The 15,234-nt window shown below is 70.0% G+C and carries 14 protein-coding genes; 10 read left to right on the forward strand and 4 right to left on the reverse strand.

Going from position 1 to position 15,234, the window contains the following annotated elements; all coding sequences use genetic code 11:
* The first annotated feature begins 45 nt into the window (after window positions 1-45).
* Both AVR91_RS15720 and AVR91_RS15725 read left to right on the forward strand, forming a co-directional pair.
* Window positions 46-612, forward strand: a complete 567-nt coding sequence (locus AVR91_RS15720) for a TetR/AcrR family transcriptional regulator (RefSeq protein ID WP_016332110.1) — start codon at window positions 46-48, stop codon at window positions 610-612.
* A 40-nt stretch (window positions 613-652) separates the two neighbouring features.
* A complete protein-coding gene (locus AVR91_RS15725; protein WP_063272726.1) occupies window positions 653-1,555 on the forward strand; it encodes a phosphotransferase family protein in 903 nt (300 codons plus the stop codon).
* Here the strand turns inward: AVR91_RS15725 and AVR91_RS15730 are convergent.
* Window positions 1,536-2,738, reverse strand: a complete 1,203-nt coding sequence (locus tag AVR91_RS15730) for a cytochrome P450 (RefSeq protein ID WP_063823119.1) — start codon at window positions 2,736-2,738, stop codon at window positions 1,536-1,538. The two genes, AVR91_RS15725 and AVR91_RS15730, sit on opposite strands and share 20 nt — an antisense overlap.
* 45 nt (window positions 2,739-2,783) lie before the next feature.
* Window positions 2,784-3,335 carry a TetR/AcrR family transcriptional regulator gene (locus tag AVR91_RS15735; RefSeq protein WP_197684790.1) on the reverse strand — a complete coding sequence of 184 codons (552 nt, stop codon included), beginning with the start codon at window positions 3,333-3,335 and terminating at the stop codon, window positions 2,784-2,786.
* A gap of 52 nt (window positions 3,336-3,387) precedes the next feature.
* On the opposite strand from AVR91_RS15735, the gene AVR91_RS15740 reads away from it, so the two are divergent.
* Window positions 3,388-3,933: a hypothetical protein gene (locus AVR91_RS15740; protein WP_063272723.1), complete on the forward strand. Its 546-nt coding sequence runs from the start codon at window positions 3,388-3,390 to the stop codon at window positions 3,931-3,933.
* A 93-nt stretch (window positions 3,934-4,026) separates the two neighbouring features.
* On the opposite strand, the gene AVR91_RS15745 is transcribed toward AVR91_RS15740, so the two are convergent.
* The gene (locus AVR91_RS15745) at window positions 4,027-6,792 is read right to left on the reverse strand and encodes an FAD-binding and (Fe-S)-binding domain-containing protein (protein WP_063271364.1); all 2,766 of its coding nucleotides are present in this window, start codon (window positions 6,790-6,792) and stop codon (window positions 4,027-4,029) included.
* A 95-nt stretch (window positions 6,793-6,887) separates the two neighbouring features.
* Here AVR91_RS15745 and AVR91_RS15750 point away from each other — a divergent pair, with 95 nt between their 5' ends.
* The 7 genes from AVR91_RS15750 to AVR91_RS15780 all read left to right on the forward strand — a co-directional run bounded on the left by AVR91_RS15750 (window position 6,888) and on the right by AVR91_RS15780 (window position 14,149).
* Window positions 6,888-8,063: a GAF domain-containing sensor histidine kinase gene (locus AVR91_RS15750; RefSeq protein ID WP_016332104.1), complete on the forward strand. Its 1,176-nt coding sequence runs from the start codon at window positions 6,888-6,890 to the stop codon at window positions 8,061-8,063.
* Complete coding sequence (locus tag AVR91_RS15755; protein WP_038517767.1) at window positions 8,048-8,674, forward strand: response regulator; 627 nt, start codon at window positions 8,048-8,050, stop codon at window positions 8,672-8,674. The genes AVR91_RS15750 and AVR91_RS15755 overlap by 16 nt, the downstream gene beginning before the upstream one ends.
* Before the next feature lie 620 nt (window positions 8,675-9,294).
* Window positions 9,295-10,104 (forward strand): ABC transporter ATP-binding protein, encoded by an 810-nt coding sequence (locus tag AVR91_RS15760; RefSeq protein ID WP_043848629.1) that lies wholly within the window; start codon window positions 9,295-9,297, stop codon window positions 10,102-10,104.
* Window positions 10,101-10,877, forward strand: coding sequence for an ABC transporter ATP-binding protein (locus tag AVR91_RS15765; RefSeq protein ID WP_172843518.1), 777 nt, complete (start codon window positions 10,101-10,103; stop codon window positions 10,875-10,877). Before AVR91_RS15760 ends, AVR91_RS15765 begins: the two co-directional genes overlap by 4 nt.
* Entirely contained in the window at window positions 10,874-11,752 is an 879-nt protein-coding gene (locus tag AVR91_RS15770; protein WP_063271362.1) for a branched-chain amino acid ABC transporter permease, read from the forward strand. Before AVR91_RS15765 ends, AVR91_RS15770 begins: the two co-directional genes overlap by 4 nt.
* Entirely contained in the window at window positions 11,745-12,902 is a 1,158-nt protein-coding gene (locus AVR91_RS15775) for a branched-chain amino acid ABC transporter permease (protein WP_016332099.1), read from the forward strand. The genes AVR91_RS15770 and AVR91_RS15775 overlap by 8 nt, the downstream gene beginning before the upstream one ends.
* Window positions 12,899-14,149, forward strand: a complete 1,251-nt coding sequence (locus AVR91_RS15780) for an ABC transporter substrate-binding protein (protein WP_063271361.1) — start codon at window positions 12,899-12,901, stop codon at window positions 14,147-14,149. Before AVR91_RS15775 ends, AVR91_RS15780 begins: the two co-directional genes overlap by 4 nt.
* Here AVR91_RS15780 and AVR91_RS15785 read toward each other — a convergent pair.
* Window positions 14,091-15,149: a Glu/Leu/Phe/Val dehydrogenase dimerization domain-containing protein gene (locus AVR91_RS15785; RefSeq protein WP_063271360.1), complete on the reverse strand. Its 1,059-nt coding sequence runs from the start codon at window positions 15,147-15,149 to the stop codon at window positions 14,091-14,093. The genes AVR91_RS15780 and AVR91_RS15785 overlap by 59 nt on opposite strands.
* Window positions 15,150-15,234 lie beyond the last annotated feature (85 nt).

A 15,234-nucleotide genomic window follows, 5' to 3' on the forward strand; every position in this document is an offset into this window, starting at 1 on the left:
GAGCGTCAATGCGCCTACCGTGCGACGCCCGGCTAGCCTTTGCCGATGACGGAAGAACCGCAGGTCCGCAGGCGCGACGCGGCCGCCACCAGGGCGGCCCTGCTCGACGCGGCGGCGGCCCTCTTCGCCGAACGCGGCTTCGACCGGACGACCGTGCGCGACATCGCGAAACTCGCCGGCGTCAACCAGGCCTTGCTGTTCCGCTACTTCGGGTCGAAGGACGCGCTGTTCGAGGAGGTCCTGGCGCGCGGTGGACGCGAGCAGATCGCCACCACCCCACCGGACGAACTGCTCGGGACGGCGCTGCGCAGCATGCTGGAATCCGACACCGGCCGCGACCGCACCCTCGACGCGTACCTGCGCTCGACGGGCCACGACAGCGCCGCGGCCGCGGTCCGGCGGCAGCTCGGCGAGGAGTACGCGAAGGTGCTCGCCACCCTGAGCGACGCCGACGACGCGGAACTGCGGGCCGACCTCGTCCTCGCCTGGCTGCTCGGGATCGGCCTGGTCCGCGACATCACCGGCAAGGAGCCGCTGGCCAGCGCGGATCCCGACGACGTCTGCCGTCTGGTGCTCGGCGCGGCGCGGACCCTGCTGGAGCGCAGCGGGTAATTGCGTCGCCGTCCGCGGCACGCTGTTCTACGGTCGGGCCGTGATCACGTTCCCGCCCGCCGGCACCGAAGCCGAGTTCGACGCGCTGACCAGGCAAGACCTGCTTCCGGCGGTGACGTCGCTCGGTTTCGGCGAAGCCGTCCCGTTCACCGAGGGCTCTCTGCCGGTCTACGCCGTCGGCGACGATCTCGTCCTCAAGCTCTTCCCGCCGGTGCATCTCGGCGAACTGCCCACCGAGCGGACGATGCTCGAAGCCCTGCACGGGAAGTTGCCGATCCCGACGCCCGCCGTGCACGACGCCGGCGAGCGGGACGGCTGGGGCTACGTGCTCATGGAACGCCTGCGCGGCGAAACGCTGAAGGACGCCTGGCCGAAACTGTCCACAGAGGACAAACACCGGCTCGCGCCCGAACTCGGCGAGGCACTGGCCGCCCTGCATTCGCTGCGCGACCCCCGCCTCGACGTCCTCGGCCCGCCGGACTGGGCCGCGTTCGTCGCCGGACAGCGCGCGAAGGTCGTCGAACACCACCGGCGGACCGGGCTCGACGAAAGCTGGATCGCGCAGATCCCGGCGTTCCTCGACTCCGTCGAACTGGGCAGCCCGCCGGTCGTCCCGCTGCACACCGAATTCATGCGCGACCATCTCATGGTCACCCACGACGGCGGCCGTCCGCGGCTGACAGGGCTCTTCGATTTCGAACCGGCCATGCGCGGCGCCGCCGAGTACGACTTCGTCGCGGTCGGCCTGTTCGTTTCCGGCGGGGACAAGGACTTCCTGCGGCGGTTGCTCGCCGGATACGGCGCCGAGCCGGACGAGGACTTCTCCCGTCGTTGCCTGGCGTACGCGCTTTTGCACGTGTACAGCAACTTCACCTGGTATCTCAGGGTTCTCCCCGCACCGGAGGAACCGACGCTGGAGAGCCTCAGCCGCGCTTGGTGGTAGCCCAGGTCACGGGCACCGCCTCCGGGCCGCGGATCGAAAGCGGCGGACGCCAGGTGATGGCCGAGGCGGGAACAGCGAGGTCCAGCCCCGGGAGCCCGTCGAGCAGGGTCCGGAACGCGATCTCGCCTTCGAGCCGGGCCAGCGCCGCGCCGAGGCAGAAATGGAGGCCGTGCCCGAAGCCGAGTTGCGGCGCGTTCCGGCGCCGGATGTCGAACCGTGAGGCGCCGGGAAAGGCGGCTTCGTCGCGGTTCGCCGCTCCGGTGTGCGCCAGCACGGCCTCACCGCGCCGGACCCGGCCGGCGCTCAGCTCGACGTCGTCCAGCGCGACCCGGAGCAGCGACGCGTCGGCCGGTCCGTCGAACCGCATGATCTCCTCGACCGCGCCTTCCGTCAGGCTCGGATCCGAGCGCAGCGCGGCGAGCTGATCCGGATGTCCTGTCAGTAGCACGATCCCGGTCGCGATCAGGCTGACCGTGGTCTCGTGCCCGGCGAGCAGGAGCTGGGTGGCGAGATCGATCAGCTCGGCCTCGGTGAGCCGGTCGCCGTCCTCGTCGCGGGCGTGCACGAGGACGCTCAGCAGATCCTCCCCCGGCGTCTCCCGTTTGACGGCCACGAGCGCCGCCATGTCGTCCGCCCCGTCACGCCGGGCCTGCGCCACTTCCGCCGGGCCGTACGCCATCGGCGTGACGATCACACGCGACCATTGACGGAACCGTTCCCTGCCTTCGTAAGGGACGCCGAGGATTTCGCACATGACCGCGGTGAGCAGCGGGAAGGCGAACATCTCCACGAGATCCAGCGGCGGCCCGTGTTCGGCCATCGCCCGCAGCAGCGTGTCGGCGATCTCCTGGATCCGCGGCCGGAGCCCGGCGATCCGGCGGACGGTGAAGGCCTGCGCCGTCAGCTTCCGCAGCCGCGTGTGATCCGGCGGGTCCATGTTCAGGATGCTGTGCTCGCCGGTGGAGAAGTCACCCGGTTCGATGAGACACGGCGCGCCCGGGGCGAGCAGGTTCCGGGAGAACCGCGTGTCCGAGAAGATCAGGCGGACGTCTTCGTACCGGGTCACCAGCCAGCCTTCGCAGCCGCTGGGGAAGACGACCCGGGACATCGGCGGATATTCGGCGTAGATCGCGCCCATCGGGGTCGCGGGGTCGTCCTTCGCCGCGGGATAGGTGGCTGTCATGGAGCATGATGATGAGCGGCGCGGCGCGCGGCCGGAAGGCCCTTCTCACCAGGTGATAATCCCGCGCAGGAAGTCCAGATAGGCCGGGCGTTCCGTATCGGCCAGCAGGGTGCCGCCACTCGCCCGCTGCGCCTGGATCAACCCGACGAACGCGGTGTACGCCAGCAAAGCGCGATGGCGGGCCTCGGTTTCCGGACAGTCCATCTCACGGAAGCACCGGACGATGAACTCGACGCGCCGCGCGGTGACGTCGGCGAGCAGCGGGCCGATCACGGGGTCGCCGGCGTGCGCGAGCAAGGCCAGTTCCTCCCGCTCGTCCTTCGCCCCGAAGACGACTTCGAAGAGTTCACGCAGCCTCTCGGCCGGATCCGATATCCCGTCCAGCAACGTGATCAGCGCCTCGGTGTGCTGTTCGGCCCACCGGCGCACGGCGGCCTCGACCAGCGCGTCCCGGTTCGCGAAATGCCAGTAGAAACTGCCTTTCGTGGTCCCGAGTTTCGCCGCGATGGGCTCGACGGCGATAGCGCCGACGCCGCCTTCGCACAGCGCTTCGAGCGCCGCGTCCGCCCAATCCTCCCGCGCGAGCTTCCGTTTCACGCGGCATACGCTACCGTATGGAAAAACATACGGCACCGTACGGGAGGCGGACATGCCCTTCGGATCACCCGCGAACTGGGGCGCGACCACGGAAGAACGCCGCCGCGCGCAGCCGGCGGACACCCTGCTCGACGGCCCGATCGCGCGTTTCGACCGCGCGGTCACCGTGCGGGCGCCCGCCGCGCTCGCGTACCGCTGGCTCTGCCAGATCTCGGTCGCGCCCTACAGCTACGACCTGCTCGACAACCGGGGACGCCGCAGCCCCGGCAGCCTCACCCCCGGCGCCGACGAACTCGCCCCCGGGGACACGCTGATCGTGTTCAAGCTGACCGAGGTGCGGCGGGGACACAGCCTCACCGGGCGGACTTTCGCCGAATCCGAGAAGGTGTTCGGCCCGGTGGCGGCCACGTACTCGGTCGAGCCGATCGACGAGCGGTCGTGCCGCATGCTGTGCCGCATCGTCGTGACTTCGAAAGGGCTGCGTGGGCGCCTCAAGGAGTTCCTGCTCGGGTGGGGCGACCTGATCATGATGCGGAAACAGTTGCTGACGTTGAAGAAGTACTCCGAGCGGGACGCGCGGCTCGGTCACGTCTCGTAAGTCCGGCCGGCATCCGCGGCGTTGCGAAAGCCACTTTCGCAACGTTGAAGGTTGCGAAAGTGGCTTTCGCAACACGCCGAGCGGGACGCGCGGCTAGGGCAGCGCGCGCCTTAACAGCTCCGCCAGGTGCACGGCACGCCGCCCGTCGAGCTGCTCGATCTGCGTCCGGCAGCTGAAGCCGTCCGCGACCACTTCGGTGCCCTCGGCCGCGGCACGGATCGCGGGCAGCATGCGGTCTTCGGCGCAGGCGACCGAAACGTCGTAGTGCCCGCGCTCGAAGCCGAAGTTGCCCGCCAGTCCACAGCAGCCGGAGTCCATTGTGGAATTGTGGACACCCGCGGCGCGCATGGCGGCCTCGTCGGCGTCGAAGCCGAGCACGGCGTGCTGGTGGCAATGCACCTGGCTGAGCGTCTCGACGTCCAGCGAACGGAATTCCAGCGGTGAATCCTCGACGAGCTCCGCGAAGGTCCTGGTCCGTTCGGCGAGCAGTTCCGCGACCGGGTCGCCGGGCAGCAGCGCCGGGAGATCACCGCGGAACAGCGCCGTGCAACTCGGCTCCAGCCCGGCCACCAGGTACCCCGACCGCAGGTACGGTTCGAGTACCGAAAGCGTGCGGCGCAACACCTTCTTCGCCACATCGAGCTGTCCGGTCGACACCCAGGTGAGGCCGCAGCAGACACCGCGATCGGGCAGGACGACGTCGTAACCCGCGGCGGTGAGCACCTCGGCCGCGGCGTCGAGGACGTCCGGCGTGAGGTAGTTGTTGAACGAGTCGGGCCACAGCACCACGGGCCGGGAGCCGGTCGCCCAGCGCTTGAGATCCGCACGCCGCCGGGTGAACGGCGACGCGGCGAATGTCGGCAGATCCCGTTCCGGCGCGATCCCGCCGAACTTCTTCAGCAGCCCGGCGAACCGGCGCGACATCGTGTTCGCCAGCCGGGGCGCGAGCGACGCCGCGCGCAGCCACATCGGCAGCCAGCCCATCGAATAGTGCGAAGCCGGGCGGATCCGTCCTTTGTGGTGCTGGTGCAGGAATTCCGCCTTGTACGTCGCCATGTCGACGTCGACCGGGCAATCGGACAGGCACCCCTTGCACGACAGGCAGAGATCCAGCGCCTCGGCGACCTCCTCCGAGCGCCAGCCGTCGGTGATCAGTTCGCCGTTCACCATCTCGGCGAGCAGATGCGCGCGGCCCCGCGTCGAATGCTTCTCCTCGCGCGTGGCGCGATAGCTCGGGCACATCACGCCCGCCCCGGTGGTGTTGCGGCATTTCCCGACACCGACGCAACGCCGCATCGCCTGCCCGAAAATCCCCCTGTCCTCCGGGTACGCGAGCGCGGTGACGTCTTCGAGCTCCAGCGGCGCGCGGCGGACGCGGAGATCGGCGTCGACCGGCCTGGGATTCACCAGGATGCCGGGGTTCATCATGCCCGCCGGATCGAAGATCCCCTTGAACCGCGCGAAAAGCGCGAGGATCTCGGGACTGTACATCCGGGACAGCAGCTCCGAACGCGCCTGGCCGTCGCCGTGCTCCCCCGACAGCGAGCCGCCGTGCGCGGCGACCAGGTCCGCCGCCTCCTCCAGGAACGACCGGAATCCGGCGATCCCTTGCGGTGAAAGCAGATCGAAGTCCAGCCGCAGGTGCAGACAGCCCTCGCCGTAGTGGCCGTAGACGACGCTTTTGCGCCCGTGCTCGCGCATGAGCTGCTTGAACTCCCGCAGGTAGGCGCCCAGCCGCTCGGGCGGCACGGCCGCGTCTTCCCAGCCGGGCCAGGCTTCCTCACCCCCGGCCAGCCGGGTCGCGAGACCGGCGCCCTCCTCCCGGATCCGCCACAGCCGCTTCTGCGCGGCCGCGTCGTCGAGCAGTGCGGATCCGGTCAGCGCGCCGCGAAGCGCGTCGATCAGCCCGCGTGCCTGATCCGGATCGGCCATTTCGACGAACAACCAGGCGCCACCGGGCGGCAGGCCGTCGGCGCGACCGGGCTCCAGCAGCGCGACGAGATCGGCGTCGACGCCTTCGACGGTCAGCGGCGACCACGGCAGGATCGCCGGTACCGCGTCGGCCGCGGCGATGTCGGACTCGAAGCCGAGCACCGCGAGCACCTTGCGCCGCGGGACCTCGGCGAGCGAGACCGTCGCCTCCAGCACGGTGACGCAGGTGCCCTCGCTGCCGACCAGCGCCTTGGCGACGTCGAAACCGTTCTCCGGCAACAGGTGTTCCAGTCCATAGCCGGAGACCCGCCTGCTGAAGGAGGACAGTTCGGTGCGCAGCAACGCCAGGTTGTCCCGGACCAGCGCGCGCAGCTCGGAGAAGACCCGGCCTTCGGTGCCGGGCCTGGCCGCCCGGGCGTCCACTTCGGACGGTGAGGTCGGCCCGACGGTCAGCCGGGTGCCGTCGTAGAGCAGCACGTCCAGCTCCCGGACGACGTCGACCGTGCGGCCCCAGGCCACCGAATGCGAGCCGCAGGCATTGTTGCCGATCATCCCGCCGACCGTGCACCGCGAATGCGTCGACGGATCGGGGCCGAACCGGAGCCCGTGCGGCGCGGCGAGCCGCTGGAGGTCGTCGAGGACGGTGCCCGGGGCGACCCTCGCCGTCCGCGCCGCCGGGTCGAGGCCGAGGACACCGCCTAGGTGACGCGAAGTGTCGATCACGACGCCCGGCCCGCACGAGTTGCCCGCGACGCTGGTGCCGCCGCCGCGGGCGATCACCGGCAGCCCGGCCCGGCGGCAGGCGGCGACGGCCTCGATCACCTCGCCGGTGCTCCGCGGCAGCACCACACCCTTCGGCACGTGCCGGTAGTTGGAGGCATCGGTCGTGTACAGCGCCAGCGTCGCGGCGTCGGCCAGGATCTCCACGGGGTCCATTCAAGACAACCGCGGGCGAGAACGCATCGGCGAACCTCTCCGGACGGGTGTGTCGGAAACCACGTCCGGTGTGCGATCGTGAGCGCGTGACGGCGAGACGGCACGCCGCTGAAGAGCTCGCCGCCGAGCACAGCGCGGTGCTCGGCGGGCTTCTTCGCGAGCGCGAAGAGCTGCTCGCGACCCTCGACCGGGTCGCGGCCCTCAACGGCACCGCGCGGCTGATCCGCGAGTCGATCGGCACGCATTCCGGCTTCGTCGCCGAGCTGGCCGGGCCCGAACAGGCGGTGATCCGCTGGATGTCGGGCACCCGCACCGACGCCCTGCAGGATCTCGCCGTGCCGATCGGCCAGGGCATCGGCGGACGGGTGCTCGCGCTGGGCAGGCCCGTGCGGGTCAACGACTACGTCAGCTCGCCGAGCATCACCCACCAGTTCGACGCGCAGGTCCGCGGCGAGGGGCTCGCCGCGATGATCGCCGTCCCGATCGTCAGCGGGACCGAGACCGTCGCCATCGCGTACGCCGCCATGCGCGAGCGCCGCGACTTCGGCGACGACGCCGTCCAGTCCCTCGAGGACATCGCCACCGAGGCCGGACGGGCGCTGAAACTGGCGTCGGTCGCCGAGGCCGACCGCGAGACCGCGCTGTCCGCCGAGCGGCTCCGCATGCAGAGCGCGCTGCACGATTCGGTCGGCGCGCTGCTGTTCTCCATCGGCGTCCAGGTACGGAACCTGCACGAGGACATCAGCGACAACCCGGCGCTCGAATCGCGGCTGCGGCGGCTGGAGGGCGACGTGTCGGCCGCGTCGAGGGCGCTGCGCGAGTCGCTGCTCGCGCTGTCGGAGTCGAGCCCGGAACGCGCATTGCCGGTGGAGCTGGCCGAGCACTGCCGTTCGTTCCAAGCGCGCTGCGGTGTCCCGGCGCGGTTCGTGCAGCTCGCCCCGGTGCCGCGGCTGGACGCCGAACGCACCGGCCTGCTGGTCGCGGCCGTCCGGGAGGGCCTGCTCAACGTGGAGAAACACGCCGAAGCGCTGTCCGTCGTGGTCAGCCTGCTGCCCAGTGACGACGGCGTACAGGTGGTCGTCGCCGACGACGGGACCGGTCACCGCTCCGAAGAGGACGAGCCCGAGCCGGGGACCGGGATGGGGCTGCGCGCACTGGCCGAACGCGCCGCGCGGCTCGGCGGCCGGGTCAGCCTGGTGCGGGACGACGACGATGGGTGCACGCTGCGAGCCTGGGTGCCGGAACCGTGCCGTCGCCGGTGACGGTCCTCGTCGTGGACGACCATCCGGTGGTCCGCGACGGGGTGAGCCTGCTGCTGCGCTACGACCCGGCGATGACCGTGGTCGGCTCGGCCGAGACCGGCCGGTCCGCGATCCGGCGGGCGGGTGAGCTGAAACCGGTGCTGATCCTGCTGGACCTGCGGCTGCCGGACATGCTCGCGCCCGAGGTCATCGCCGAACTCCGGCGCGTGCATCCGGCCGGGCGGATCGTGGTGTTCACCGCGCACGGCGACCATCAGGGCGTGCGGGCCGCGCTGGATTCGGGGGCACACGGCTGCCTGCTCAAGGACGTCGCCGGGACGGATCTGGTGGCGGCGTTGCGGCAGGTGCTCAAGGGTGAGCGCGTCGTCGATCCGCGGATCTTCCCCGACGACGGCCAGCGGTCCGACGCGCTGGCGCGCAGTGGGCTGACGCGGCGCGAGTACGAGGTGCTGCGGTTGGCCGCGCAGGGCCAGACGAATCCGGAGATCGCGGAATCGACCGGGCTGGCGCGGAACACCGTCAAGACCTATCTGCAGTCCGCGCTGCACAAACTCGGCGCGCGGAACCGCGTCGAAGCCATCGGCAAGGCCTCCGAAGCCGGCCTCCTCTGACGCGGGCTGAAAGCTCCTTTCGCCGCGTCTGATGTGGCGAAAGGCGCCCTCGTCCCGGCCTCGGATATGGGGTCGTGAGTGGCGTTTCGGGTTCTAACCCGAAACGCCACTCACGACCACCGGTTTGGGTCCATGAAGTACGTGAAGGCCCCCTTCATTGCGCTAGACGCAGTGAAGGGGGCCTTCACGTACTGGGGAAGGTGTGAAGGTCGAGTTTCCTCGGCTGAGCCGAGGGAAGGGGGCCTTCACGCGCCGCGGTTGTGGTTGCTGTGGTTGCTGGTGCAGGTGAGCTGCAGGTGGCGATATCTGAAGGTAGTGAAGGCCTCCTTCACTACCTTCAGGGTAGGCAAGGAGGCCTTCACGGACCCGACCCCCGATCGGCCGCACTCGCGTGATCGACGCCGGAACACCCCGAGTGCGGCCTCCAATCACACGAGTCACGTCCCTGATCACGCGAGTGACGCCTCTGCTCACGCCGCGCCTGGGTGCCCGGTCCGTACAGCCCCCGTGTCCGTTTTGTGTCCGGGTGGGTCTCCAGGTGGGGGTAACGCGGCGGAGGGTGCCCACGCAGGATGACCGCCACCGATCGTGACTCGCGTCACACGAACGGAGGAGGCGGCTTGCTCAGTGTTCGTGATCTCCAGGTGCGGTACGGCCGATCGGTGGCCGCACTGCACGGGGTCGACCTCGACGTTTCACCCGATGGCGTGCTGGCCGTCCTCGGCAGCAACGGGGCCGGGAAGTCGACCCTGCTGCGCACCGTCTCCGGCACGCTGCGGATGCACCGCGGCTCGGTTTCCGCCGGTGAGGTGCGCTACGACGGCAAACCACTGACCAAACTGGACCCCGCCCGCATCGTCGGTCTCGGCGTCGTCGGCGTCCCCGAAGGCCGCCAGGTCTTCGCGCGGATGACGGTCGAGGAGAACCTGCGCGCCGGCGGGATCGGCGCCCGCTCCCCCGAGCAGCGCGCCGCCGCCCGCAAACGCGTCGACGAACTCTTCCCGGTCCTGTCCGAACGCGCCAAACAGCGCGCCGGCCTGCTTTCCGGCGGCGAGCAGCAGATGCTCGCGATCGGCCGCGCGCTGATGTCCGGCCCGCGGCTCCTGCTGCTCGACGAACCTTCGCTCGGTCTCGCGCCGAAGATCGTCGAGCGGATCGGCGACATCATCCGCGAGATCCACGAACAGGGCACCGCCGTGGTGCTGGTCGAGCAGAACGCCGTGATGGCGTTGCGCGTCGCCGACCACGCGATCGTCCTCGAAGTCGGCCGGGTGGCGCTGGCGGGCACGACGGCCGAACTCGCGGCGAGCGAGGAGGTCCAGCGGCTCTACCTGGGCGGTCACGCCGAATCGCAGGCCACCGCCGAGGCCGAAGCCGCCGACGCCCGCAAGCATCTCGCGGGCCGGAGCCTGTCGAGGTGGGCAGGATGACACCACCCGAGTTGCGCGTCGAGAACGTGACCCTGCGCTTCGGCGGGATCCGGGCCCTGGACGACGTCTCGTTCACCGTCGGCTCCGGTTCGCTGCACGCGCTCATCGGCCCGAACGGCGCCGGGAAGTCCAGCTGTTTCAACGTGATCAGCGGCCTCTACCGGGCGAACACGGGCAGCGTCCGGCTCGGCGACACCGTCCTTTCCGGACTCCCGCCGCATCGGCTGGCCCGCCTCGGCGTCGGCCGGTCGTTCCAGAACGCCGCCCTCTCCCCCGGCTCGACCGTGCTCGACAACGTCATGCTCGGCCGTCACGCGCTCACCAAGGGTGGCTTCCTCGCCTGCGGCCTCCGTCTGCCGTGGACGGTCCGGGCCGAACGCCGCCATTCCGAACGGGTGCGGGAGATCTGCGACTTCCTCGGCATCGGCGCGCTGGTGGACCTCCCGGTCGGCGCGCTGCCCTACGGCGCGGTGAAACGCGTCGACCTCGCCCGCGCGCTCGCCGTCGAACCGGTCCTGCTGCTGCTCGACGAACCCGCGGCGGGCATGAACGCGACCGAGACCGCCGAACTGGCCGGCACGATCCGCGACGTCCGTGACGAGCTCGGCATCTCGATCCTGCTGGTGGAACACGACATGGGGCTGGTGATGGGTATCGCGGACCGGGTCACCGTCCTGGACTTCGGCAAGCGCATCGCCGACGGCACCCCGGCCGAGGTCCAGTCGGATCCGGACGTGATCAAGGCATATCTCGGCACGGAGGCCACGGCGTGAACACATTCCTGCAACTCGTGGTGAACGGGCTCGGCAAGGGCGCGGTGTTCGCGTTGCTGGCGCTGGGTTTCGTGATCATCTTCAAGGCCACCGAGGTGGTCAACTTCGCGCACGGCTCGCTCGTGCTCTTCGGCGGCTACCTGGTCGTCGTGACCCGCGAAGCACTCGGCTGGGTGGGTGCCTCGCTGGTCGGCATCGTCTCGGCGGGTCTGCTCGCCCTCCTGCTGGAACGGTTCCTGTTGTCCCGTTCGCGGCACGCCGACGCGAACAGCCTGGCGTTGCTGACCATCGGCGTCGACGTGATCGTCACCGAGGAGATCGTGCGGCGGCTCGGCGTCACGTTGCCGTTCCTCGGCGACGCCTGGGACGCGAAACCGTTCCAGCTCGGCGGGATCACGCTGTTCCGCACGCATCTGGTGGCGCTGCTCGTCGCCGCCGTGCTGATCACCGCGTTCACGCTGGCGTTCAAGTACTCGAACTGGGGCGTCGCGATACGGGCACAGGCCGAGAACCGCGAAGCCGCCGCGCTGATGGGGATCCGCAGCTCCCGGGTGACGGCGACCGCCTGGGTGGTCGCGGGCGTGCTCGCCGGGGTCGCGGTGCTCTTCATCGCCACGCAGGACTTCTCCGGTGCGGGGCTGTCCCGCGGCACGCACTCCATCGCGCTCGCCGCGTTCCCCGCGGCCGTCCTCGGCGGGCTGGACTCGACGGCGGGCGCGGTGGTGGGCGGCCTGGTCGTCGGGCTGGTCGAGGCGCTTTCGGCGCAGTACGTGTCGTTCGACTTCTCCAAGAGCGCGGTCTTCCTGGTGATGCTCGTGGTCCTGGTGGTGCGGCCGTCGGGGTTGTTCGGGACGAGGGAGAGCACACGTGTCTGACACCGCCGTGAAAACCCCCGCCGCCGCACCGACTGCGCCGCCCCCGAAACGCGATCGGGGACGCCTGCTCAAGGCGCTGGCCTGGGTCGCGCTGCTGGTCGTCCTGCTCGCGATCCCGCTGTACCTCGACGCCGCCTGGCTGAAGGCCGGGCAGTACATGATGATCGGCGGGGTCGGCGCGATCGGGCTGACGCTGCTGGTCGGGCAGGCCGGGCAGTTGTCGCTGGCGCACGCGTTCTTCCTGCTGGCGGGAGCGACCGGATACACCGTCCTTTCCGGACCGGCCGACGACGAGCGCGTGTTCGGCCTCGGGCTCGACCCCGGGCTGTCGCTGGTCGGCGCGGTGGTCATCGCCGCCTTGCTGGGGCTGGCGTTCGCACCGGTCTCCGGACGGCTGCGCGGGATCTACCTCGGTGTCGCCTCGCTTTCACTGGTGTTCCTCGGGCTCTACTTCGGACAGTCGGCCGAGACGCTGACCGGCGGGACATCGACCGGGCGCACCCCGGAACCGTTCTCGTTGTTCGGCTTCCCGTTCACCAACGACGGCCCCGAGATCGAGCTGATGGGTGTGCCGATCCGGCAGGCGGAACGGCTCTGGTACCTGTTCCTGCTGCTGACCGTGCTCGCGTTCGTGGTCGCCAAGGCGGCGGTGCGCAGCCGGGTCGGCCGGTCGTGGCGGGCGGTGCGGGACAACGAGGCCGCCGCGTCCGTGATGGGCGTCAGCGTCACGCGCGCCAAGGCCGGCGCGTTCGCGGTCTCGTCGGCGTACGCGGGGCTCGCGGGCGCGATGACCGTGCTGTGGTTCGACATCCTCAAACCCGACGAGAGCGAATTCGGCACGTACGGGATCAACATCTCCATCGCCTTCCTGGCCATGGTGATCATCGGGGGACTCGGCTCGGTGCCCGGCGCGCTGGTGGGCGCGCTGATCGTCAACGGGCTGCCGCAGGTGCTTTCGCTGTACTCCGCCGATCTCGGCTGGTTCTCCGGAACCGGGGACGGCGCCTTGACCCCGATCCTGGTCAGTTCGTTCGTCTACGGCGCCGCGATCATCCTCGTGGTGCTCTTCGAACCGGGCGGACTCGCCGCGATCGGCCGACGGATCACACCCGCCAGGAAACCTCATCTCCCGGAGGAGCAAGACAAATGAAGCGTACATATCCGGCCGTCGCGCTGGCGGCGGTCCTCGCCCTTTCGGCGTGCAGCACGAAAGCGGGCGACTCGGGGTCCTCGGGGGCGGACGGTTCGGGCGTCAAGGCCGGCAAAGGGGTGACGGCCTCGGAGATCACCCTCGGCGTGATGACCGACAAGACCGGGGTGTTCAAGAACCTCGGGCTCGGCATCACGCAGGGGAACGAGTTGTGGGCCAAGGACTTCAACGCCGCGGGCGGGGTGTGCGGCCGTCAGGTCGAACTCGAGACCGTCGACCACGGCTACAAGGCGGACACGGCGAAGACGCTGTATCCGCAGATCGAGCCGAAGGTACTCGGCTTCGTGCAGTTGCTCGGCTCGCCGGTGGTGGCCGCGCTGAAGCAGAACATCGCCTCGGACAAGACCGTCGCGGCGCCCGCGTCGTGGTCTTCGGAACTGCTCGACAACCAGTACGTGATGATCGTCGGGACGACGTACGACCTGGAGATCATCGACGGGCTCTCGTACTTCCAGGAAAAGGGCCTGGTGAAGGACGGCGACACGATCGGGCACGTCTACATCGACGGCGAGTACGGCAAGAACGGCCTGCGCGGCTCGCAGTACTACGCGAAGAAGCACAACCTGACGGTGAAGGAGGTCAAGATCACCTCCACCGACAACGACCTCACCAATATCGTCACCGGGCTCAAGGGCGACGGCGTCAAGGCCATCGTCCTGACCACTTCCCCGGCGCAGACCGGTTCCGCGCTCGCGGCGAACAAGGCGCTCGGGCTCGACGTGCCCGTGCTGGGCAACAACCCGGTGTTCGACCCCGTGCTGCTGAAGAGCCCCGCGGCGAACGCGCTGGACAAGCTGACGATCGTCGCCAGCAGCGTCCCGTTCTCCGCCGACATCCCCAAGGCCAAGGAAGTCGCCACGAAGTACAAGGCGGCGTACAAGGAGACCCCGAACGGCGGGATCCCCTACGGCTACGCGGTCGGCGAGGTGTGGGGCGCGGTGCTCAAGAAGGCCTGCGAGAACAAGGACCTCACCCGTGAGGGCATCGCCGCGGCACTGAAGCAGACGACGTCGGCGAGCACGGGCGACCTCGTGGCGGCACTGGACTTCTCGAAGGCGGGCACCCCGGCGACGCGTCAGGTGTACGCGGCGACACCGGACGCGTCGGCCGAGGGCGGCGTCCGCTACGTCAAACCGCTGTTCGAGGCTCCCGAGGCGAAGGAGTACGTGGCCCCGCACCAGAAGTGAGTCTCGTTTCGGCGAGCGCGTCCGCTTCGGCCAACGGCGTGGTGCCGTTGGCCGAAGCGGCGTCGAGGATCTCTTGCGTGGTCTTCTCCAGGGCTTCGACCCGGGTGAGCGCCTCCGCGTGCGTGAGGTTCTCCTTCTCGCGGCCGAGGGTGTAGACGACTCCCCCGGCGCTCGCGACGAAATCCGGGATCCACAGGACTCCCCGGGCGGCGAGGCCTTCGGCAACGGTGTCGTCGGTGAGCTGGTTGTTGGCCGGGCCGACGACGAGCGGCGCGGCGACCTCGGTTCCCGGACCGAAGACCCCACCCACGGCCGCGGGGATCAGGACGTCGGCCTCGATGCCGAGCACCTTCTCCGGCGCCACCTGTTTGAGCCCTTGCTCGCGGGCCGCGGCGAGGCGACGGCCGTCCACATCGGACACGACGACCTCGGCGCCCCGCGTGGCCAGCGCGGCGGCCAGATGGGCGCCGACCGAGCCGTAACCGCTGATGACCACCTTGCGACCGTTCATGTCGTCGTCGCCGAAGACCGCCCGCGCGCCCGCTCGCAGGGCGGCGAGCACCCCGACGGCGGTCGGCCCGCTCGAAGAACCGGTGCCGCCGTGCTCCTCGGGCAGGCAGAAGACGTGCGGGGTCCGCTCGCGCAGCACGAGCATGTCCTCCGGACCGGTTCCGACGTCGGGCCCGGCGAGATACGCACCGTCGAGTGAGGCGATGAGGTCGGCGTGGTCCAGCAGGATTTCGCGCCGCCGCTCGGCGGACGGCACGCCATCGAGCGCGACGACGCTCTTGCCGCCGCCGAAGTCCAGACCCGCGACCGCGCATTTGCGGGTCATCGCCGCGGACAGCCGCAGCACGTCGTCGATCGCGTCGTGGACGCGCGGATAGATCTTGAACCGGCAGCCGCCGACGGCCGGGCCGAGCGTGCTCGAATGCACGGCCACCATCGTCGTCACCCCGGACCGGCGCCCCCGCCGGACGACCAGCTCCTGTACGGACATCTGGCTCCCCTTCTCCGCATTTAGCCGACTGAATGCGCCGAAGCTAGGCTGATGCGCAGGACTACAGGGGCTTTGCCGAACGATA

Origin of the sequence: Amycolatopsis keratiniphila subsp. keratiniphila, assembly GCF_001620365.2 — a bacterium.
Classification (GTDB): domain Bacteria; phylum Actinomycetota; class Actinomycetes; order Mycobacteriales; family Pseudonocardiaceae; genus Amycolatopsis; species Amycolatopsis keratiniphila.

Excerpts from the sequence above, each read along its gene's own strand:
- AVR91_RS15720 (WP_016332110.1), top strand. The coding sequence starts at position 46 with ATGACGGAAGAACCGCAGGTCCGCAGGCGCGACGCGGCCGCCACCAGG.
- AVR91_RS15730 (WP_063823119.1), bottom strand. The coding sequence starts at position 2,738 with ATGACAGCCACCTATCCCGCGGCGAAGGACGACCCCGCGACCCCGATG.
- AVR91_RS15740 (WP_063272723.1), top strand. The coding sequence starts at position 3,388 with ATGCCCTTCGGATCACCCGCGAACTGGGGCGCGACCACGGAAGAACGC.
- AVR91_RS15765 (WP_172843518.1), top strand. The coding sequence starts at position 10,101 with ATGACACCACCCGAGTTGCGCGTCGAGAACGTGACCCTGCGCTTCGGC.
- AVR91_RS15780 (WP_063271361.1), top strand. The coding sequence starts at position 12,899 with ATGAAGCGTACATATCCGGCCGTCGCGCTGGCGGCGGTCCTCGCCCTT.
- AVR91_RS15785 (WP_063271360.1), bottom strand. The coding sequence starts at position 15,149 with ATGTCCGTACAGGAGCTGGTCGTCCGGCGGGGGCGCCGGTCCGGGGTG.